The organism is Rivihabitans pingtungensis, from assembly GCF_003201855.1.
Taxonomy (GTDB): domain Bacteria; phylum Pseudomonadota; class Gammaproteobacteria; order Burkholderiales; family Aquaspirillaceae; genus Rivihabitans; species Rivihabitans pingtungensis.
In genome coordinates, this window is sequence record NZ_QJKI01000017.1 from 42,518 (window position 1) to 62,887 (window position 20,370).

The following is a 20,370-nucleotide window of genomic DNA, read 5'->3' on the forward strand; positions in this document are numbered from 1 at the left end:
ACGCCCCGGCGGGCCGTAGCCATCCGGGGCGTTTTACCTGAGCAGGGATCGAGGATCAGGCGCCCAGTGCGCGGAACACGGCGTCGCGAATGCCGTCCACCGAGCCCACGCCCGGCACCTTGACGTATTTCGGCGCGCTGGCGTCGCCGCTGGCGGCCATCTTCGAGTAGTAGCCCACCAGCACTTCGGTTTGCTCGTGGTACACGGCCAGGCGCTTGAGCACAGTGGCTTCGCTGTCGTCGTCGCGCTGGATCAGCGGCTCGCCGGTTTCATCGTCCACGCCTTCCACCTTGGGCGGGTTGAACTTGACGTGGTAGGTGCGGCCAGAGGCCACGTGCACGCGGCGGCCGGACATGCGCTCGACGATTTCGCTGTCCGGCACGTCGATTTCCACCACGTAGTCGATGGTCACGCCAGCCGCCTGCATGGCGTCGGCTTGCGGCAGGGTGCGCGGAAAACCGTCAAACAGAAAGCCGTTGGCGCAGTCGGGCTGGGCGATGCGGTCTTTGACCAGGCCGATGATGATTTCATCCGACACCAGGCCGCCGGCATCCATGATTTTTTTGGCTTCCAGGCCCAGCGGGGTGCCGGCCTTCACGGCGGCGCGCAGCATGTCGCCGGTGGAGATTTGCGGAATGCCGAATTTATCTTTGATGAAGTTGGCCTGGGTGCCCTTGCCGGCGCCCGGTGCGCCCAACAGAATCAGTTTCATTTGAGTGAGACTCCACTTGTAGGTTTTTGGCGGTCGTTATGGTTATGGGTGAAACAGGGCGCGCACGCGGGCCAGGTCTTCGGGGGTGTCAACCCCACCCGGCGGCGCCTGCTCGACCACGCCCACAGCAATGGCGTGGCCGTGCCACAAGACACGGAGCTGTTCCAGCGCTTCGATGGCTTCCAGCGCGGACGGCGCCAGTTCACGGTAGTGACGCAGAAAGCCGGCGCGGTAGGCATACATCCCGATATGGCGCAGAACGGGTAGCTCTGGCGGCAGCGCGTCGGTTCGGTGGGCAAACGCGTCGCGGGCGTAGGGAATCGGAGCCCGACTAAAGTAAAGCGCATGACCGCGCCGGTCAAGCGTCACTTTGACAATATTCGGATTAAACATGTCCGCCGCATCATGGATGGGATGCGCCAGCGTGGCCATCGGCGCTTCACTGGCGGCCATCAGCGCGGCCAGGCGGTCGATCAGCGCCGGGTCGATCAGCGGTTCGTCGCCTTGCACATTCACCACGATGTCATCATCGGCCAGCGCCAGCAAATCAGCCATTTCCGCCAGGCGGTCGGTGCCGGACGGATGATCGGCGCTGGTCAGCCGCGCGGCCACGCCATGCTCGGCGCAGGCTTGCAGGATGCGGGCGTGGTCGGTGGCCACCACCACTTCGGCGGCGCCGCTTTTGGCCGCCTGCTGCGCCACGCGCACCACCATCGGCAGGCCGGCGATGTCGGCCAGCGGTTTGTCCGGCAGGCGGGTGGAATGCAGCCGCGCCGGAATCACCACGCGAAACTCAGCCACCGCGCACCTCTTCGTCGGCGGGCAGTTCGCGCGCTTCGCTTTCCAGCATCATCGGAATGCCGTCGCGAACCGGAAAAGCCAGGCGATCGGCCTTGCAGATCAGTTCCTGGGCGGACTTGTCAAACACCAGCGGGCCTTTGCAGACCGGGCAGACGAGAATTTCAAGCAGCTTGCTGTCCATGGCGCAGTTCTTTCAGCGTAGAAACCAGCCAGCTCACCAACCCGGCGTCCAGCTGGGCGGTGACTGGCAAAACCCAGAGTTTACCATTATCGAGCGCTTGCCATTTGACTGCGTCCTTGCTGGTGATCACCACGGCGTCGGCGTCGGCGGGCAAGTCAGCGGCGGTAAAGGCGTGGTGGTCGGCAAACGCCAGGCAGCGCGCGGGCGTCAGCCCCTGCTGGCGCAGCGTGTCGAAAAAGCGTTGCGGGTGGCCAATGCCGGCCAGCGCCACCACCCGGCCAGGTAAATCCGCTGGCGCGCAGCGCCTGGCCGGCTGGCTGAGCTGGTAGAGCGCGCCAGGCTGCAAACGCATATGAAAGCAGCGCGGATGCGCCGGCAAGTCGGGCGGCGCCGCGTCGCCATTCACCACCACCGCGTCCACCCGCGCCAGCCGGCTGACGGGCTCGCGCAAGGGCCCGGCCGGCAGCAGGCGGCCCGTGCCAAAGCCGCGCCCGCCGTCCACCACCGCCAGCTCGATGTCGCGCGCCAGCGCGTAGTGTTGCAGGCCATCGTCGGCCAGGATGACATTCACCTCGGGGTGAGCGGCCAGCAGCGCGCGCCCGGCCTCGCTGCGTCGGCGGCCAATCGCCACGGCAAAGCCAGCCTGGGCGTACAGCAAGGGTTCGTCGCCGACTTGAGCCGGGTCGTCGTGGGCATGCACCGCCTGCGCCTGGCGCGCCGCGCCGCCATAGCCCCGGCTGATCACGCCGGGGTGCAGGCCGGCGGCGCGCAGCTCGGCCAGCAAGGCCAGGGTCAGCGGGGTTTTGCCGGCGCCGCCAACGTGGATATTGCCCACCACCACCACCGGAACCGGCAGGCGCTCACGGCGCAGCAGGCCGCAGGCAAACGCGGCGCGTCGCAGGCCAGCCAGCGCGGCAAACAGCCAGGACAACGGAAGGGTCCAAAGCGCCAGCCACGGGTCGCGGCGGCCATGCCAGAAGGCTTGCAGACGCTCGGCAAAAGTCGAAGGGGAGTCAGACATGGTCGGGATCAGAAGGCGGCGCCGCCGCCGCACCAAGCAGCCGCTGGCCGCCTGGTGTGCGGGCTGGCGAGCACTGCCGCGCAGTGCATATGCCGCCAGAGGGTTTGGTCAGCCGCGCTTAGAGTCGCTCACAAAACTCAGCGAAGCGCCCCTGGCTAGGCGTGTGCAGACAGTGCAACAAGTACGGCAAGGTCACACCACAACGCCAGGGGGTTTTGTGAGCGGCGCTTATTGGGCGGCCGGCGCCTGGGTGGCGAAGGTCAGCTTGCTCAGGCTGGCCTGGCGGGCGGCTTCCATCACGGTCACCACCGCCTGGTGCGGCGCCTTGCCGTCGGCTTGAATCACCACGCTGGGGTCGGCCTGGCCGCCAGCGGCGGCCTTGAGCGCGTCGCCCAGGGCGTTGGCGGCCACGGGCTGCTGATTCACCAGGTATTCGCCGGCCGGGTTCACCGCCACGCGGATTTCCAGCGGTTTTTCCTGCGGGGCGTCGGCGCTGGCGGTGGGCAGGTTGATCTTGAGTTCGGCAAAGCGATTGTAAGTCGTGGTGACCATCAAAAAGATCAAGATCACCAGCAACAGGTCAATCAGCGGAATAAAATTGATTTCCGGCTCTTCGCGCTTGCGGCCTCGGCTGAAGTTCATGCCGCTCTCCTTAACGGTCGCGGTCGCCGTGGACCACGTCCACCAGATGGATGGCCTGTTGTTCCATGCTCACCAGCAGGGCGTCCACCTTGGCGCGGAAATGGCGGTAGAAGATCATGCTGGGAATCGCCACCACCAGGCCAAAGGCGGTGTTGTACAGCGCCACCGAGATGCCATGCGCCAGTTGCTGCGGGTTGGTGCCGGTGGGGCTGCTGGCGCCAAACAGCTCGATCATGCCCACCACGGTGCCCAGCAGGCCCAGCAGCGGGGCCATGGCGGCGATGGTGCCCAGCGTGGTCAGAAAGCGCTCCAGCTCGTGGGCCACCACGCGGCCGGCTTCTTCGATGGCTTCTTTCATTACTTCGCGGCTGGCGCGCTGGTTTTTCAGGCCGGCGGCCAGGATGCGCGCCAGCGGCGCGCCATTGACCAATTGCTCGTACAATGCGCGGGTGTCGCCTGCCTGGCTGCGGTTGAGCACGTCTTCCAGCAGGCCCGCCGGCGCCACCAGGCTTTGCCGCAGGCTGTAGAAGCGCTCGAAAATGATCGCCAGCGATACCACGGAAGCCAGAATGATGGTCCAGATCGGCCAGCCGGCCGCTTCGATGATCGACAACACGCAAGACCCCTTTTATGCGTAGACAGTACAATCTTTAAACTCTACGCGAAGGCGTCAGCTGCGGCAAGACATCTGACCGCCACCAGGGGGATTTTCTCGGTGTTTTCTGGGTAATTTTACTTAAGACCATGGTTTGTCACGGTTTTTTGCATTCATCCACACAAACTGTGGATAACCATGTGGACAAACCTTGAGTGAACCGGCAAACCCCTAGTCAGGCAAGGCTTTTTTCTGGATTGCCCATTTGCTGGGCAGGCTGGCTAAGTCTATAAAAAACAAACACTTAAAAAATAATTGCGCTTTCATGACAAACCCTCTTGACAGAATACCCACAAGGCCAAGAGGTGTGGATGACTTGACAAGCCAGGAAAACCACCCATGCAAGACGTTTTACCCGAGCTGGTTTCGGTCAGCGAACTCAACCGCCTGGCGCGCGGCCTGCTGGAGCGCGGCCTGCCGCCCTTGTGGGTCAGCGGCGAGATTTCCAACCTCACCGTGGCCGCCAGCGGGCATGCGTATTTTTCGCTGAAAGACAAAGGCGGCCAGATTCGCGCGGTGATGTTTCGCGGTCGGGTGGCCGGCCTGCCGTTTCGTTTGCGCGAGGGCGTGCAAGTTGAGGCGTTTGGCCAGGTGTCTTTATATGAAGCGCGCGGCGATTATCAAATCCAGCTCGACCGCATGCGCGAAGCCGGCTTAGGCCGGCTGTTTGAAGCCTTCGAGCGGCTCAAGCGCCAACTGGGCGAAGAAGGGCTGTTCGACTCCGCGCGCAAGCGGCCGCTGCCGGCGTTTCCGCGCCGCATCGGCATTGTCTCCTCACCGTCCGGCGCGGCGCTGCGCGACGTGGTCAGCACGCTGCGTCGGCGCATGCCATCGGCGCAATTGGTGCTCTACCCCACCCTGGTGCAGGGCGAGGCGGCGCCGGCGCAGATTGTCGCCGCCATCACCCAGGCGGCGCTGCGCCAGGAAGTGGACGTGCTGATTGTCTGTCGCGGCGGCGGCAGCATTGAGGACTTATGGGCGTTTAACGACGAAGCCGTCGCCCGCGCGCTGGCCGCCTGCCCGATTCCCACCATCAGCGGCGTGGGGCACGAAACCGACTTCACCATTGCCGATTTTGTCGCCGACCTGCGCGCGCCCACCCCCACCGGCGCAGCCGAGCAGGTGTGCCCGGACCGCCAGGCCTTGCTGGCCGAGCTGGCGCAGCGCGAGCAGCGCTTGCGCCGCGCCATGCAGCGCCTGCTGCACAGCCGCATGCAGGCGCTGGACGCCTTATCCGCCCGGCTTACCCACCCCGGCCAGCGCCTGCGCCAGCAAGCGCAATTGCTCCAGCGCGATCAAGCCCGGCTTGCCAGCCTGGCGCGCAGCGCCGTGCAGCAGGCCGGCTGGCGGCTGGAGCGGCTGGCCGAGCGTCACGCCCGTTCGCGCCCGCAAGCTGCCGCCGCGCAAGCCGGTCTGGACGCGCTGGCCGAGCGCCTGCGTCAGGCCATGCGCCGGCAGCTGGCGCAAGCCGCGCTGCATCAGCAGCACCTGGCCGACCGGCTGAGCGCACTGAATCCGCAGGCGGTGCTGCAACGCGGCTACGCCATCGTGGAAAACCGCAAAGGCCAGGCAGTGCGCAGCCCGGATGCGCTCAAGCAAAACGAGCGCGTCACCCTGCGCCTGGCCGACGGCGTCACCCAGGCCGAGATTCGCCACCCGGACGGCGGCCAGCGCCAGCTGGATTTATAAGCCGATGGCGCGGCCCTGGTTTTTGTATGTGCTGGCCTGTCAGGGCGGCGGGCTGTACACCGGCGTCACGCCAGATGTGGCCCGCCGCTGGGCGGCGCATCTGGCCGGCAAGGGCGCGCGCTACACCCGCAGCTTTCCGCCGCAGCAACTGGCGCTGGTGGTGGAGTTCGCCAGCAAGGGCGAGGCGCTGTCCGCCGAGCGCGCGGTGAAAGCCATGCGCGCGGCGGACAAACGCGCCTGGCTGCTCAGCTGTGGCGGCCAACTGCCCCAGCCGCATGCGGGCGCAGACGCACCGGCCCGGCTTCCCGCTCAATATCGGCTTGCAGGGCGCGCAGCAGGCCGCAGGCAAACAGCCATTCCGCCACCACAAACAAGGGGCCGATCACCAGCCCGGTGAGGTCGTCGACAAACGCCGGCTTGCGCCCCTCGAACACATGGCCGATAAACTGGATCACCCAGCCCAGCGCAAACAAACCCGCGCCGCATTGCCAGCCGTGCGGCCCGGCCGCCAGGCTGCTGCCCAGCGTCAGCGCCGCCAGCATGGCCAGCGCCATGGCTGCCCCCAGCGCCAGGTCCAGCCAAAAATAAAAGCCGATCACCGCCAGGGTGACTAAATGAGCGGGGGTCAGCCCGCCGGGCAAAGGCAGGGGCAATAGCGCCAGCAGGCAGGCCACGGCGACGACAATCATCGGGATGCCGACAAAGTGCGTGCGGATATTGCGCGGGTCGCGGTGGTAATGCGCGTAGTTGACGAGATGGCGGGTCAGCGGTTTCATGGTGTTGGCCTCGTGTCGCAATATATTTTTAACTCTCGCTCACCAAAGCTGGCGCGGCGATCCTGGCCGTGTCGCACGGCAAGGTCACGCCAGGCGGGTGAGCCGCTCAGTCAATGCCGCGCTGCTTGGCGCGTGGAGACATCATGCCCCGCTCTGCCGCCGACTTCTGTCAAAACCCCGACACAAGCACCGCGCCCACCCTGCTGGAGCGCGACCCCTGGTTTGCCGGCCTGCCCGAGCGCGCCCAGGCCGGCTTGCGCGCGCTGGGCCGCCCGCGCCTGCTGCCGGCTGGCGGCTGCTTGTTTTTGCGTGGCGATGCGGCGGATGGCTTGTATGGCGTGCTGGCCGGCAGTGTGCTGATTGGCGCCAGCAATGCGCTGGGCAAGGCTGCGCTGCTGTCGCGGCTGGGCGCCGGGCAGTGGTTTGGCGAGCTGGCGCTGTTTGATCATGGCCCGCGCAGCCACGACGCCTGGGCCGACGAGCCCTGCCTGCTGTGGCACACGCCCCAGCGCGCGCTGCTGGCCTGGCTGGACGCCGAGCCCGCCGTATGGCGCGACATCGGCCTCTTGCTGGCCGGCAAAACCCGCAAGCTGATGAATGGACTGGAGCAGCACACCTTGCTGTCCTCACGCGCCCGCGTCGCCCAGCGCCTGTTGCTGCTGGCCGATGGCGCGCCCAGCCTGCGGCTGAGCCAGGAAGCGCTGGCCAGCGCGGTGGGGCTGAGTCGGCAAAGCTGCAACGCCATGCTTGGGCAACTGGCCGAGCTGGGTTTGATTCAGCTGGGACGCGGGGTGATTACCGTGCGGGATGCGGCGGGGCTGGCGCGCGAGAGCGAGGGCTAGCGGCGCCACACACCTGCACACCCGCCCGTCCAGTTTGTCTATTAGTTTAATTTGGAATTAACTACGATTCAAAACGTCTAAAAAGTTATACCGCAGTGGGCTAGCATGCAGACTTGTTTGATCTGCATGAAGCGAGAACGCCGTGGAATGGGGTTTTGTGGTGGCCGGCCTGGTGGTCGGATTTGTGGTCGGTCTGACCGGGGTGGGCGGCGGTTCGCTGATGACGCCGATTTTGCTGTGGTTTGGCATCAACCCCGCCACCGCCGTGGGCACCGACCTGCTGTACGCCTGTATCACCAAGATGGGCGGGGTTTGGGTGCATCACCAGCATAAGCAGATCGACTGGCGCATCACCGGCTGGCTGGCGCTGGGCAGCATGCCGGCGGCGCTGCTCACCGTGCTGGCGCTGCATGGCCTGCACCTGGAAACCCAGCACATCGAGCGGCTGATCAAGTTGATGCTGGGCGTGGCCTTGATGCTGACCGCCATCGCCATTTTGTTCAAACCGTGGATTTTGCGCCAACTGGCCCGCATGATGCCGCCGCGCCCGGAGGGCGTGCTGCCGGTGAAAGCCACCGTGCTGACCGGGGTGGTGCTGGGCGTGATTGTCACCTTAAGCTCGATTGGCGCGGGCGCGCTGGGCACCCTGGCCATCTTTGCCCTGTATCCGCTGCTGCCGATTGCCCGGCTGGTGGGCACCGAGATTGCCCATGCCGTGCCGCTGACCCTGGTGGCCGGTCTGGGGCACGCCAGCATGGGACATATGGATTACGGCCTGTTGGCGCAGCTGCTGATGGGCTCGCTGCCGGGCATCTGGCTGGGCAGCCACATGACCCGCCGCGTGGCCGAGCAATGGCTGCGCCCGGCGCTGGCGGTGATGATGGCGATGATCGGCGCCAAGCTGGTGTTCTGAGTTTCCGCCCCACCCACTGAACTGAAGCTGCATTGCGCCCCCCGCACGCCATCCATGGCGGCGGGGGTGTGCTTTTGCTGGTCACACCACGTCTGGCTGGCCAAACACCGCCTCCCACAGCGCCTGCACGTCGGCGTAGTGGCGGCGCAGCACGTCGTCCACTTCCACGCTATTGTGCTCGTTCAGCCGCTGGGCGTGTTGCAGGCGGCGGTAGTGGCGGTACGCCGCCTGGCAGGCTTCGGCCTGGTCGTGCTCGATCAGCCCGGCGTTGGCGGCCAGGTGCAGCAGGGCGATATTGCCGATATTGCCGGTGAGTTCCGGGTGGTAGTGGCTGTAGGCCAGCACCAGGTACTGGACGATGAACTCCAGATCAATAATGCCGCCGCGCGCGTGCTTGAGTTTGTCTGGCTGCGCCGGGTGGGTTTCCAGCATGCGCGCGCGCATGGCCAGCACTTCCTGGCGCAGCGCGGCCAGGTCGCGCGGTTGCGACAGCACCTCAAAGCGCACTTTTTCAAAGGCGTCGCCAATCGCCGCGTCGCCCGCCACAAAGCGGGCGCGGGTCAGCGCCTGGTGTTCCCACAGCCAGGCGTCGCGCGCCTGATACTGGCGGAAGGCTTCGACGGTGCTCACCAGCAGACCGGATTGGCCATTCGGGCGCAGGCGCAAATCCAGGTCGTACAGAATGCCGGCCGGGGTGGCGCTGGTGATCCACGCCGACAGCTTGCGCGCCAGCCGGGCGTAGCCGTCGGCGGCGTCCGGGTGTTCGTCTTCGTATAAAAAAATCACATCCAGATCAGACACATAGCCCAGCTCTTTGCCGCCCAGCTTGCCATAGCCAATGATGGCAAAGCGCGGGGTGTCGGCGTGGCGCTTGGCCACGTCCTGCCAGGCGTGGCGCAGGGTGGCGTCCAGAATCATGTCGGCCAGTTGCGAGAGCTGGTCAGACAAGGCTTCCAGCGGCCACATGCCGGCCAGGTCCTGCGCCACCAGGCGAAACTGCTGGGCGTGCTGCACATGGCGCAGGGTGTCCATCTTGGCTTCCACATCGCTGCCGCACTCGGCCATTTGCTGCTCCAGCTGGGCGGCCAGCGCCGGCCAGTCTGGCTCGGCGTACAGCTCGCGCGCGTCCAGCAGTTCGTCCAGCAGGATCGGGTGGCGGGTGAGGTAGCTGGACACCCACGGGCTGGACGAATACAGCGTGACCAGCCGGCGCAGGGTTTGCGGGTATTCCGCCAGCAGCGCCAGATACGGCGCGCGGCGGCTGATGGCTTCCATCAGGTTGATGATGTGCGCCAGCGTCACATCCGGGTTGCCGCACTGGGCGGAGACTTCAATCAAGGGCGGCATCAGCGCGTCAAAGCGCTTGCGCGTGGCGGCGGGCAGTTGCAGGTAGCGCTGGCTGCGCGCCAGGGTGGACAGCTGGTGCGCCACCGCTGGCGCATCCTGAAAGCCCTGCGAGGCCAACCGCTCGACCACCGCCTCGGGCGCCTCGCCCACGTCCAGCCACAGGCTGGCCAGCGGGTGGCCGCCGTGTTGCTCGGTGGGCAGCAGAAACACCTGCTGAAAATGCCGGTTGACCCGCTGGCGCTGGCGGTTGAGCGCGCTCACAAAGCCATCCCAATCGGCAAAGCCCATGCTGCCAGCCACCCGCTGGCGCGCCTCGACGCCGGCCGGCAGGGTTTGCGTTTGCTGGTCGTCCAGGTATTGCAGGCGGTGCTCGACGTCGCGCAAAAAGGTGTAGGCCTCCAGCAGCTCGCTGACGGTTTCTGGCTCCAGCAGCTTGAGCTCAGCCAGCCGCGCCATCGCCTCGCGGGTGCTGCGCACTTGCAGGCTTTTTTCCCGACCGCCGCGAATCAGCTGAAACACCTGGGCGATGAACTCCACTTCGCGGATGCCGCCAGCGCCCAGCTTGACGTTGTCGGTCAGCTCGCGGCGCGCCACTTCGCGCTGAATTTGCGCGTACAGCTCGCGCATGGCGCCGTAGGCGTTGTAATCCAGATATTTGCGGTACACAAATGGCCGGATCAGCGCATTCAGCCCCTCGGCGTCGCCGCACAGCGCCTTGCCCTTGATCCAGGCGTAGCGCTCCCACTCGCGGCCCTGGCTGAGCAGGTAGTTTTCCAGCGCGGCAAAGCTCATCACCAGCGGGCCGGAATCGCCATAGGGGCGCAGGCGCATGTCCACGCGAAACACAAAGCCGTCGCCGGTGGGCTCGGACAAGGCGGCGATCAGCTTTTTGCCCAGCAGGGTGAAGTATTCATGGTTGCTGATATGGCGGGTTCCGCCCTCGGTTTGGCCGTCTTCCGGGTAGATAAAAATCAGGTCGATGTCCGAGCTGACATTCAGCTCGCCGCCGCCCAGCTTGCCCATGCCCACCACAATCAGCGATTGCGGCTGGCCGCTGTCTTCGCCGATGGGCTGGCCAAAGTGCGCCAACAGCGGCTGCACATGCGCCAGCGCCGTGGTCACGCAGAACTCGGCAAACTGGCTGATGGTCGAAACCACTTCGTTGAGATCGGCCAGCCGGCCAATGTCACGGGTGATCAGGTGCGCCATCATGCGCTGACGCAGCTTGCGCAGATTGCGCTTGAGCGCCTCTTCGCTGTCGGCGGGCAGGCTGGCAAAGCCCTCTTGCATGTGGCGCAGCGAAAACGGCTCGGCGGCCTCAACGGCGATGCGCTCGGCCAGGGCCGGGTCGGCGGCGAACAGGCGGGTCAGGTAGTGGCTGTGCGCCTGGGCGGCGGACAGCGCATGAACGGGGCTGAGTGACATATAATGACCATTTCTGAAAGTGCTGGCGCAGGGCCAGCCGGCATTTCACTGGGTGAATTTCCCTATCATATCCTGAGCGGACGCCTGTTTTGAACGTTTTCCCCCGCCTGATCTCCGCTCGACTGCTGGCCTGGCGCCAGCGCCCGGCCGTGCGCCGCGCCCTTCGCGCCGCCTTATGGCTGATTGTGTCCGCTGCCTTGCTGCTGGCGGCGCTGGCCTGCGCCATTCAGTTTTGGCTGCTGCCGCGCCTGGGCGACTACAAACCGGCGCTGGCCGATGCCCTGTCGCGTGCCACCGGCCAGCAGGTCAGTATCGCGCAACTGGGCGGCGGCTGGCGGCATGGCCATCTGGTGCTGTTTGTGCGCGGCGTCAGCGTCAGCCAGCCGCACAGCGGCGCTACGCAACGCTTTGCCAAGCTGGAGCTGGCTCCGTCGCTGAGCTCGCTGTGGCGGCTGGAGCCGCGTTTTAGCCGGATTGCCCTGTCTGGCCCGGTGATTCACATCCGCCGCGACGCACGCGGCGCCATCCTGATCAACGACATCGACCTCACCCAGGGCAGCGGCGACACTGCGCTGCTGGATTGGCTGCTGCGCCAAAGCGAAGTCAGCATTGACCAGGCCACCCTGCACTGGCGCGACGAGTTTGCCGGTCTGGCCGAATTGACCCTGACCGATGGCCGGGTGGTGCTGCGGCGCGGTCTGTTCAGCCACAGCCTGGCCATTGGCGCCCGCCCGCCCAGCGATTGGCTGTCCAGCTTTGCCCTTGCCATGGACTGGCGCGGCGACCGGCTGGCCGACTGGAAAACCTGGCGCGGCCGCGTGCGGCTGGACGTGGGCGGCGTGCGCTTGTCCGCCTGGGAAAACTACCTGAACTTCAACAGCAGCCGGGTGCTGCCGCAGGGCGAAGGCCAGAGCAGCGTCGAGCTGAACTTTGACGGCCCACGCATCGAGGCGCTGAACGCGCAACTGTCGCTGCGCAATGTGCTGCTGCGGCTGAACCCCAGCGAAGCCGCCGTGCGCGTGCCGGTGTTGTCGGGCAAGCTGGCGCTGGCGCAGACCCGCGACGGGGTGTGGACGCTGGCGGCGCAGGATTTGCTCGCGGTGGCGGAAAACGCCGCCATCTTCAATCACGCCGATATTCAGGGCGAATGGAAAGACGGCGCCAACGGCCACGGCAAGCTGACGCTGTCGCAAGTGGACCTGGCCGCCATCAAGCCGCTGCTGCGCCATTTGCCGCTGGAGCAAAACGCCGCCTGGAAGGCGCTGGCGCCCACCGGTTTTGTGGAAAAAGTCCAGGTGGGCTGGCGCGGCGATATTGTCGCCCCCAGCCGCTATCAGGTGTCGGGCGCTTTTCGTCAGCTGGGTTGGCAGGGCTCGGGCGTGCTGCCCTCGGTCACCGGCATGAGCGGCGAGCTCAACTTTGACGAAAGCCGGGGCGAGCTGAACCTGCGCAACCAGGGCGCCGCCAGCGTCACCCTGCCTGGCGTGTTTATCGCCCCGCTGCAATTTGCCGACCTCAACGCCCGAGTCAACTGGACGCGCGAGGCGCAGGGCGTGGCGGTGGATCTGGGCAAGATTCGTTTTGCCAACGCCGACGTCAGCGGCGAATTGTCTGGCCGCTACCGCTATGTGCCCGGCCACGCCGGCCTGGTGGACATTCAGGCCACGCTGGGCCGCGCACCGGCCAACCGCGTGCCGGCCTATTTGCCGCTGAGCATCGACCACGACACCCGCAACTGGCTCACCCAGGCGCTGCGGCGCGGCCACGCCGACGGCGCGCGGCTGCTGCTGCGCGGCGACCTGGATCATTTTCCGTTTGCCGACGCCAGCAAGGGCAATTTTGAAGTGCACACCCGCGCCGACGGCGTGACCCTGGCCTATGCGCCGGGCTGGCCGGCGCTGGAGAACATCAGCGGCGAGCTGCGCTTTATCCGCAACCGCATGGAAATCGCCAACGCCAGCGGCCAGGTGATGGGTGCGCGGCTGTTTAACGTCAATGGCGTCCTGCCGGACATTGAACACAGCAGCAGCCATTTGCAGATCGACGGCCAGGCCAGCGGGCCCACCCAGGCATTTTTGCAGTATCTGCGCGCCACCCCCATCGACCGCGTGCTGGGCGGGCTGACCCGCGCCGCACAAACCCAGGGCGCGGGTGCGCTCAAGCTCAAGCTGGATATTCCGCTGGCGCATGCCGATGCCACCCAGGTGAGCGGTGAATATCAGTTTCAGCGCAATGGCGTGCGCCTGGTGGGTTATGCGGTGCCGCCCTTGAGCGAGGTGTCTGGCGTGCTGCGCTTTAGTGAAACCGGCGCCGACAGCGACGGCCTGCGCTTTACCGCACTGGGTGGCGCCGGTCAGTTGCGCATTGCCCGCGAGCCGCAGGGGCGCATGCGATTTGGCCTGAACGGCCACGCCGATATGCGCGCCGCCGCCCGGCAATACCTGCCCTGGCTGGCGCCACACCTTAACGGGCAAAGCGAGTATCGCGGCGAATTTCACATCAGCCGCGACCTGGACGCGCTATGGCTGGAATCCTCTTTGCGCGGAGTCAGCAGCCAACTGCCAATGCCCCTGGCCAAGCAAGCCGCCGACACCTTGCCCCTGCGGCTGGATTTGGCCCCAGAGGCGCGCGGCGGCCTGCGCCTGGGCGTCAAAGTGGGCCAGACGCTGCAAGGCCAGTTTGCCCTGGCTGACTCGGGCGAAATCCAGCGCGGTGCGCTGCGTCTGGGGGCGCATGCCTCCTTGCCGGCCCTGCCGGCGCGCGGCGGCGTGGCGGTGGCGGTGCAGGACGAGCGTTTTGAGCTTGACCCCTGGCTCAGCCTGGGCAGCGGCGACGCCGACGGTGCCTGGCCGACATTGAGCGTGGCGCTGGACACCCGGCAACTGCTGGCCCAGGGCCGTGTGCTGCATCAGGTCAAGGCGCAGCTGCAATCCAGCCATGGCGATTGGGAAGGCCAGGTCAGTGCGCAAGAGCTGGCCGGCAACCTGCACTGGCAAGCCGGTGCGCATAAACTCAGCGCCAAGCTATCGCGGCTGAACCTGCCGCTGAGCAGCAGCGCCAACGAGCCAAACGACACCAGCCTGGGCCGCCAGGCCGCCAACCTGCCGGCGCTGGACATCACGGTAGATGCGCTCAGTTATCAGCAACAGCCGCTGGGCCATCTGCAACTGGCCATGCAGCCACGCAATAATGGCTGGCAACTGGATCAGCTATGGTGGAGCGGCCCGGAAGGCCGCGCCCGCCTGACCGGCATGTGGCAGCGCGACGGCCGCGAAGGCGTCACCGCCCTGCGCGGCCAGTTTGACAGTCAGGATCTGGGTGGCCTGCTGGCGCGCTTTGGCTACCCCGACACCCTGCGCCGTGGCCGGCTGACCGCACAAGGCGCGCTGCAATGGCAGGGTGGCGTGCTCAGCCCGGTATTGTCCTCGCTGCGTGGTGACCTCAGCCTGCGCGCCGAAAACGGCCAATTTGCCAAGATCAACCCCGGCATGGGCCGCCTGCTGGGGGTGATCAGCCTGCAATCGCTGCCCCGGCGCTTTCAGCTGGATTTTCATGACATCTTCAGCGAGGGCTTTGCTTTTAATGCGCTGACCGGCAAAGTGAATGTGGACAATGGCGTATTCACCCTCAACGACATGAAAATGACCGGCCCGGCCGCCGATGTCAGCCTGCGCGGCCATGCCGATCTGGGCCGTGATCGCCAGCAATTGCGTGTCACCGTCGAGCCGCACCTGTCGGAAGGGGTGGCGCTGGCAGGCGCCGCGCTGCTCAACCCCGTGCTGGGCGTGGCGGCGCTGGCCGCGCAAAAAGTGCTGCAAGACCCGGTTGGCAAGCTATTTGCCTATGATTACGAAATCACCGGCAGCCTTGCCACGCCGGATATCCGCAAACTCGACCGCTTTGGCGGTGACGCACCCCGCGAGAAACCCTGAACCATGACCGCTTCCACCCTGACCGTTGCCAGCATTCAAATGGTGTCCGCCCCGGACGTGCCCAGCAACCTGGCCACCGCCGCCCGCCTGGTGGCGCAGGCCGCCGACGCTGGCGCGCAACTGGTGGTGTTGCCCGAGTATTTTGCCCTGATGGGGCTGAACGACACCGATAAGGTGAAGGCGCGCGAGCCCTGGGGCGATGGCCCCATCCAGCGCGCGCTGGCCGATATGGCCCGCCGCCATCAGCTGTGGCTGGTGGGCGGCACCCTGCCGCTGGAGGCCCCCGAGCCGGACAAGGTGTACAACAGCTGCGTGTTGTATGGCCCGGATGGCCAGGCAGCGGCGCGCTATGACAAAATCCACCTCTTTGGCTTTTCTGGGTTGGGCGAGCGTTATTGCGAGGCGGACACCATTACCCCAGGCAAAGAGATTGTTGCGGTGGATACCCCGCTTGGGCGCATGGGTTTATCCGTGTGTTATGACTTGCGCTTTCCCGAGCTGTTTCGCGCCATGGGTGAGCCGGACATCATTATCTTGCCGGCGGCGTTTACCGCCATCACGGGCCAGGCGCATTGGGAGCCGCTGCTGCGCGCGCGCGCGATTGAAAACCAGTGTTTTGTGATTGCCAGTGGCCAGGGTGGGGTGCACGCCAGCGGCCGCGCCACGCATGGGCATAGTATGGTGATTGATCCGTGGGGGGTGATTGTGGCGGAGCAGGCGCAGGGCGAGGGGGTGGTGTTGGCGCAGTTGGATAGGCGGCAGTTGGCGTCGGTACGCACGCGTTTGCCGGCGTTGGCGCATCGGGTGTTTTAGGCTGCTTAGATGACGGGCTGCGCTGGCGCGCAGATGTGCTGGGACCTGTTTTGGGCGGGAGTTCGTCCCGCTTGCCGACATCCTTTCTTTGCTTCGCCAAAGAAAGGATGCAAAGAAAGGCGACCCCAGGACGCCCGCCTGTCCGCCGCCTGCGGCGCCGGTGGTGCCTTGCGCTTCTCGCCAGCCCGGGCCGTCCCGGAATGGCGCGCCGCCTGCGGCGTCGCTTAGCCGGGCCGGACTGCCCCCGGGCTGGCTGCGATGCTCAGCGGGCTTTATGGGGCCCCGAACCCGGCTAAGCGCGACGGTTTGTTGGTTGGTTTAAGAGCGGCTCTAATAGAGACGCTCTATACATGCTGAAAACCCCATTATTCTCGCGTTGGTGGGAATCCTGTATTTGTTGATTTTATCGGGCTTGTTGTGCGCCAGCGGTGTGCTGGGCGTGGCCCTTTATTTTTGCCGTTTTTGCGTCACTCAAGGATATTTTAAGGATACCGTGTATGAACTCTGATCTCCTGCTCCAGACTGACGCCTTGTTATTGGCCCCTGCCGGCTTGGATGAGTCCGCCTTGGGTGGGGTGTTGGCGGATATGCTCACCCATCAGGTGGATTACGCCGATTTATATTTTCAGTACACCCGAGGTGAGGGCTGGAGCCTGGACGAGGGTATCGTCAAGTCCGGCAGTTTTCACATCGACCAGGGCGTGGGTGTGCGGGCGGTGGCGGGTGATAAAACCGCGTTTGCTTATTCCGATGAAATCTCGCTGCCGGCTTTGCGCCGGGCGGCGGGGGCGGTGCGGGCGATTGCAGCGGTTGGCGGTCAGGGCCGGGCGGCGAGTCCGCAGGTGGTGGGCGGGCGTGGTTTGTATTTGCATGCCGACCCGATTGCCAGCCTGGACGCCGCCGCCAAGGTGGCCACTCTGGAAAAACTCGAACGCCTGGCCCGCGCGCGCGATCCGCGGGTGGTGCAGGTGATGGCCAGCCTGGCGGCGGAGTGGGATGTGGTGTACATCGCCCGCCACGACGGCGTGCGCGCGGCGGATATCCGTCCGCTGGTGCGCCTGTCGGTGACGGTGATTGCCGAGCAGCACGGCCGCCGCGAGCAAGGCAGCGCCGGCGGCGGCGGGCGTTATGATTTCAGCTACTTTACCGACGCCGTGCTGGAAAGCTACGCCCGTCAGGCGGTGGATCAAGCCCTGGTCAACCTGGAAGCCCGCCCCGCCCCGGCTGGCGCCATGACCGTGGTGCTGGGTAATGGCTGGCCGGGCATTCTGCTGCACGAAGCCATCGGCCACGGCCTGGAAGGCGACTTCAACCGCAAGGGCAGCTCGGCGTTTGCCGGCAAAGTGGGTCAGCGCGTGGCCGCCCCCGGCGTGACCGTGCGGGACGACGGCACCCTGCCCGACCGGCGCGGCTCGCTGTCGATCGACGACGAAGGCAACGCCACGCAATGCACCACGCTGATTGAAGACGGCATTCTCAAAGGCTATATGCAGGACGCCATGAACGCCCGCCTGATGGGCGTGGCCCCCACCGGCAACGGCCGGCGCGAAAGCTACGCCCACATCCCCATGCCGCGCATGACCAACACCTATATGCAAGGCGGCGCGCACAGCCAGGAAGAAATCATCGCCTCGGTCAAAGACGGCCTGTACGCCGTCAACTTTGGCGGCGGCCAGGTGGACATCACCAGCGGCAAGTTTGTTTTTTCCGCCAGCGAAGCCTGGAAAATCGAAAACGGCAAACTCGCCTACCCGGTAAAAGGCGCCACCCTGATCGGCAACGGCCCGGACGTGCTCAACTACGTGAGCATGATCGGCAACGACATGAAACTGGACACCGGCATCGGCACCTGCGGAAAAGAAGGCCAAAGCGTGCCGGTGGGGGTCGGCCAGCCCACCTTGCGGATTGATGGCGGGTTGACGGTGGGGGGGACGGCGTAAGCGGGGGTTTTGCCAGATGCGCGCAGGGCGGCGGCAGCCGCCCGCGTCTGGCGGAGAAGCGCTTGCCGTCATCATGTAAGTGTTTTACAGTGGCTTGAATCATTTCGCATGAATTGGATCAGCCCACCATGCTACAAACCAGCCAAATCCACGGCAACCATAATCTGATCATCCAGGCCGAGGGCGACCATATCAACATCCAGCTGGGCCGCCCCTGCCTGACGCTCACCCGCTACCAAGCCAGCCGCCCACCTCGCCTCGACATCCAGCAACTCTCCCCCTACAGCTGCTTTACCCCCTTGCTGGGCCGCGACAGCGAGCTGGCCAGCCTGCACGCCTGGCTGCAACACCCACAGCCGCTGGGCTGGCGGGTGATCATTGCCTCTGGCGGCGCCGGCAAAACCCGGCTGGCGCTGGAACTGTGCGAACAAGCTGCTGCACAAGGCTGGGATGCCGGTTTTGTCAGCAGCCGCGAGCTGCAACGCTTTGGCCAGCAACACAACCTCAGCGCCTGGGGCTGGCAGCGCCCCACGCTGATCGTGGTGGACTACGCCGCCCAACGCCATGCCGAGCTGGCGCATTGGCTGGATGAACTGACCGACCAGCCCAGCCCTGCGGCCCACCCGCTGCGCATTCTGCTGCTGGAGCGCCACGCCGACACCGATAACGGCTGGTTTGCCGAACTGTTCAGCAAAGATTGGCATGGCCTGCGCCGCCGCGAAGGGCTTGACCCAACAGAACCCATCCACTTATCTGCCTTGACCACGCTGGCCGACCGGATCGCCCTGCTCAAGGCCATGCTGCCTGCCGAGATGAGCTTGCCGGAGAACGACCCCGGCTTTACACAAAAGCTGATGGAATTAAGCTGGGGCGGCGACCCGCTGTTCCTGATGATGGCGGCCCTGACCATGGGCAAACACGGCTGCGCCCACGCGCTCACCCTGGGCCGCACCGACCTGGCCAACACCATCGCCAGCGAAGAACAGCAGCGCCTGAGCAAATTGGCCAAGTCCTGGCAAGTGGACGAGAGTCTGCTGTGCCACCTGATGGCCGGCGTGTGCCTGGCGCAGGGCATGCCGCGCGAGACTTTTGAGCTTTACGCCGACGCCGAAAAAACCGCCCTGCGTCGCCCCAGCGGCGGCGATGCTGGCGCACTGGCCGACCTGCTCACCGAAGCCTGGCCCGATGGGCAAGGCGGCATCGCCCCCATCCTGCCCGACCTGATTGCGGAAGCCTTCACCCTCAATCATTTGCAACGCGGTGAACACGCCGTGCTGCGTTGCCATCAGCAGGCCGGGCCGGCGGTGATCGAAAGCCTGGTGCGCTGCGTGCTGGATTTTCAGCAAGCCGCTGAAAAAAACGCAGAGAAAAAACTGGCGCAGGGCCTGGCCTGGCTGGAGGCGCTAGGGGATGCGCTGGCAGAGGATGAAGCAGCGCTGGAGACATTGGATGCCGCCTTGCCGATGGAAAGCGTGACGTTGCGGGCGTTTAATCTGAGCATTGCCCGCAAGCTGTATGCCTATGCCCAGACAGCATCGCCGGCCAAGCGAGCCAGCCGGGCAAATAATCTGGCAGTGGCATTGATTTACGCAGGTGATCAAGAGATGGCGTGCGAGAGGGCGCAAGAGGCGGTTGAGCGATACCGCCAGCTGGCTGCGCAACGGCCTGAGGTGTTCCAAGCGGATCTGGCTGGGTCGCTGAACACTCTGGCCAATAGGCTCAGCGACCTGGGTCAGCACCAGGCGGCGTGTGAGAGGGCGCAAGAGGCGGTTGAGCGATACCGCCAGCTTGCTACGCAACGGCCTGAGGTGTTCCAAGCGGATCTGGCCATGTCGCTGAACAATCTGGCCAACAGGCTCAGCGCTCTGGGCCAGCACGAGGCGGCGTGTGAGAGGGCGCAAGAGGCGGTTGAGCGATACCGCCAGCTTGCTGCGCAACGGCCTGAGGTGTTCCAAGCGGATTTGGCCATGTCGCTGAACAATCTGGCCAACAGGCTCAGCGACCTGGGCCAGTACGAGGCGGCGTGCGCGAGGGCGCAAGAGGCGGTCGAACTTCGCCGTCAGCTTGCTGCGCAACGGCCTGAGGTGTTCCAAGCGGATCTGGCCATGTCGTTGAACAATCTGGCCGCCAGGCTCAGCGCTCTGGGCCAGCACGAGGCGGCGTGCGAGAGGGCGCAAGAGGCGGTCGAACTTTACCGCCAACTGGCCGCGCAACGGCCTGAGGTGTTCCAAGCGTATCTGGCTGGGTCGCTGAGCAATCTGGCCAACAGGCTCAGCGACCTGGGCCAGCGCGAGGTGGCGTGCGAGAGGGCGCAAGAGGCGGTTGAGCGATACCGCCAGCTTGCTGTGCAGCGGCCTGAGGTGTTCCAAGTTGATTTGGCCATGTCGCTGAACAATCTGGCCAACAGGCTCAGCGACCTGGGCCAGTACGAGGCGGCGTGCGAGAGGGCGCAAGAGGCGGTCGAACTTCGCCGTCAGCTTGCTGCGCAACGGCCTGAGGTGTTCCAAGCGGATCTGGCCATGTCGTTGAACAATCTGGCCGCCATGCTCAGCGACCTGGGTCAGCACGAGGCGGCGTGCGAGAGCGCGCAAGAGGCGGTCGAACTTTACCGCCAACTGGCCGCGCAACGGCCTGAGGTGTTCCAAGCGTATCTGGCTGGGTCGCTGAGCAATCTGGCCAAT

15 protein-coding genes and 1 pseudogene are annotated in these 20,370 nt (G+C 65.6%); 8 read left to right on the plus strand and 8 right to left on the minus strand.

The window, feature by feature from the left end; genetic code table 11:
* Window positions 1-55: 55 nt before the first annotated feature.
* The 6 genes from adk to DFR34_RS12005 form a co-directional block, all read right to left on the minus strand.
* Complete coding sequence (gene adk / locus DFR34_RS11980; RefSeq protein WP_110391396.1) at window positions 56-712, minus strand: adenylate kinase; 657 nt, start codon at window positions 710-712, stop codon at window positions 56-58.
* Between the two features lie 42 nt (window positions 713-754).
* Window positions 755-1,513, minus strand: a complete 759-nt coding sequence (gene kdsB / locus DFR34_RS11985; protein WP_110391397.1) for a 3-deoxy-manno-octulosonate cytidylyltransferase — start codon at window positions 1,511-1,513, stop codon at window positions 755-757.
* Complete coding sequence (locus tag DFR34_RS11990; RefSeq protein WP_110391398.1) at window positions 1,506-1,694, minus strand: Trm112 family protein; 189 nt, start codon at window positions 1,692-1,694, stop codon at window positions 1,506-1,508. The genes kdsB and DFR34_RS11990 overlap by 8 nt, the downstream gene beginning before the upstream one ends.
* A complete protein-coding gene (gene lpxK / locus DFR34_RS11995) occupies window positions 1,675-2,715 on the minus strand; it encodes a tetraacyldisaccharide 4'-kinase (protein ID WP_110391399.1) in 1,041 nt (346 codons plus the stop codon). Before lpxK ends, DFR34_RS11990 begins: the two co-directional genes overlap by 20 nt.
* 228 nt (window positions 2,716-2,943) lie before the next feature.
* Window positions 2,944-3,357 carry an ExbD/TolR family protein gene (locus DFR34_RS12000; protein WP_110391400.1) on the minus strand — a complete coding sequence of 138 codons (414 nt, stop codon included), beginning with the start codon at window positions 3,355-3,357 and terminating at the stop codon, window positions 2,944-2,946.
* A 10-nt stretch (window positions 3,358-3,367) separates the two neighbouring features.
* Window positions 3,368-3,973 (minus strand): MotA/TolQ/ExbB proton channel family protein, encoded by a 606-nt coding sequence (locus DFR34_RS12005; RefSeq protein WP_110391401.1) that lies wholly within the window; start codon window positions 3,971-3,973, stop codon window positions 3,368-3,370.
* Between the two features lie 378 nt (window positions 3,974-4,351).
* Here DFR34_RS12005 and xseA point away from each other — a divergent pair, with 378 nt between their 5' ends.
* Both xseA and DFR34_RS17630 read left to right on the plus strand, forming a co-directional pair.
* Window positions 4,352-5,701: an exodeoxyribonuclease VII large subunit gene (gene xseA, locus DFR34_RS12010; protein ID WP_110391402.1), complete on the plus strand. Its 1,350-nt coding sequence runs from the start codon at window positions 4,352-4,354 to the stop codon at window positions 5,699-5,701.
* Between the two features lie 4 nt (window positions 5,702-5,705).
* Window positions 5,706-5,903, plus strand: a pseudogene (locus DFR34_RS17630) (GIY-YIG nuclease family protein); the annotation flags it as partial.
* A gap of 43 nt (window positions 5,904-5,946) precedes the next feature.
* On the opposite strand, the gene DFR34_RS17635 reads toward DFR34_RS17630, so the two are convergent.
* Entirely contained in the window at window positions 5,947-6,477 is a 531-nt protein-coding gene (locus tag DFR34_RS17635; protein WP_110391403.1) for an Mpo1 family 2-hydroxy fatty acid dioxygenase, read from the minus strand.
* A gap of 143 nt (window positions 6,478-6,620) precedes the next feature.
* Between DFR34_RS17635 and DFR34_RS12025 the strand changes: the two genes are divergently transcribed.
* Both DFR34_RS12025 and DFR34_RS12030 read left to right on the plus strand, forming a co-directional pair.
* Window positions 6,621-7,319, plus strand: a complete 699-nt coding sequence (locus tag DFR34_RS12025) for a Crp/Fnr family transcriptional regulator (RefSeq protein WP_158281808.1) — start codon at window positions 6,621-6,623, stop codon at window positions 7,317-7,319.
* 142 nt (window positions 7,320-7,461) lie between these two features.
* Window positions 7,462-8,232 carry a sulfite exporter TauE/SafE family protein gene (locus tag DFR34_RS12030; RefSeq protein ID WP_110391405.1) on the plus strand — a complete coding sequence of 257 codons (771 nt, stop codon included), beginning with the start codon at window positions 7,462-7,464 and terminating at the stop codon, window positions 8,230-8,232.
* 81 nt (window positions 8,233-8,313) lie between these two features.
* On the opposite strand, the gene glnE is transcribed toward DFR34_RS12030, so the two are convergent.
* A complete protein-coding gene (gene glnE, locus DFR34_RS12035) occupies window positions 8,314-11,004 on the minus strand; it encodes a bifunctional [glutamate--ammonia ligase]-adenylyl-L-tyrosine phosphorylase/[glutamate--ammonia-ligase] adenylyltransferase (RefSeq protein ID WP_110391406.1) in 2,691 nt (896 codons plus the stop codon).
* An 89-nt stretch (window positions 11,005-11,093) separates the two neighbouring features.
* Between glnE and DFR34_RS12040 the strand changes: the two genes are divergently transcribed.
* The 4 genes from DFR34_RS12040 to DFR34_RS12055 form a co-directional block, all read left to right on the plus strand.
* Window positions 11,094-14,936, plus strand: coding sequence for a YhdP family protein (locus DFR34_RS12040; RefSeq protein ID WP_158281809.1), 3,843 nt, complete (start codon window positions 11,094-11,096; stop codon window positions 14,934-14,936).
* Window positions 14,937-14,939: 3 nt separating this feature from the next.
* A complete protein-coding gene (locus tag DFR34_RS12045) occupies window positions 14,940-15,749 on the plus strand; it encodes a carbon-nitrogen hydrolase family protein (protein ID WP_110391408.1) in 810 nt (269 codons plus the stop codon).
* A 497-nt stretch (window positions 15,750-16,246) separates the two neighbouring features.
* On the plus strand, window positions 16,247-17,689 hold the full coding sequence (gene tldD, locus DFR34_RS12050; RefSeq protein WP_110391409.1) for a metalloprotease TldD: 1,443 nt from the start codon (window positions 16,247-16,249) through the stop codon (window positions 17,687-17,689).
* A 128-nt stretch (window positions 17,690-17,817) separates the two neighbouring features.
* Window positions 17,818-20,370: tetratricopeptide repeat protein (locus DFR34_RS12055; RefSeq protein WP_158281810.1), on the plus strand; the 2,553-nt coding region annotated here is incomplete at its 3' end.

What these genes read in the sequence shown, in the direction of transcription:
- tldD (WP_110391409.1), top strand. Translation starts at nt 16,247, where the DNA reads ATGAACTCTGATCTCCTGCTCCAGACTGACGCCTTGTTATTGGCCCCT.
- adk (WP_110391396.1), bottom strand. Translation starts at nt 712, where the DNA reads ATGAAACTGATTCTGTTGGGCGCACCGGGCGCCGGCAAGGGCACCCAG.
- DFR34_RS12025 (WP_158281808.1), top strand. Translation starts at nt 6,621, where the DNA reads ATGCCCCGCTCTGCCGCCGACTTCTGTCAAAACCCCGACACAAGCACC.
- lpxK (WP_110391399.1), bottom strand. Translation starts at nt 2,715, where the DNA reads ATGTCTGACTCCCCTTCGACTTTTGCCGAGCGTCTGCAAGCCTTCTGG.
- DFR34_RS12000 (WP_110391400.1), bottom strand. Translation starts at nt 3,357, where the DNA reads ATGAACTTCAGCCGAGGCCGCAAGCGCGAAGAGCCGGAAATCAATTTT.
- DFR34_RS11990 (WP_110391398.1), bottom strand. Translation starts at nt 1,694, where the DNA reads ATGGACAGCAAGCTGCTTGAAATTCTCGTCTGCCCGGTCTGCAAAGGC.
- glnE (WP_110391406.1), bottom strand. Translation starts at nt 11,004, where the DNA reads ATGTCACTCAGCCCCGTTCATGCGCTGTCCGCCGCCCAGGCGCACAGC.
- xseA (WP_110391402.1), top strand. Translation starts at nt 4,352, where the DNA reads ATGCAAGACGTTTTACCCGAGCTGGTTTCGGTCAGCGAACTCAACCGC.
- DFR34_RS12045 (WP_110391408.1), top strand. Translation starts at nt 14,940, where the DNA reads ATGACCGCTTCCACCCTGACCGTTGCCAGCATTCAAATGGTGTCCGCC.
- DFR34_RS17635 (WP_110391403.1), bottom strand. Translation starts at nt 6,477, where the DNA reads ATGAAACCGCTGACCCGCCATCTCGTCAACTACGCGCATTACCACCGC.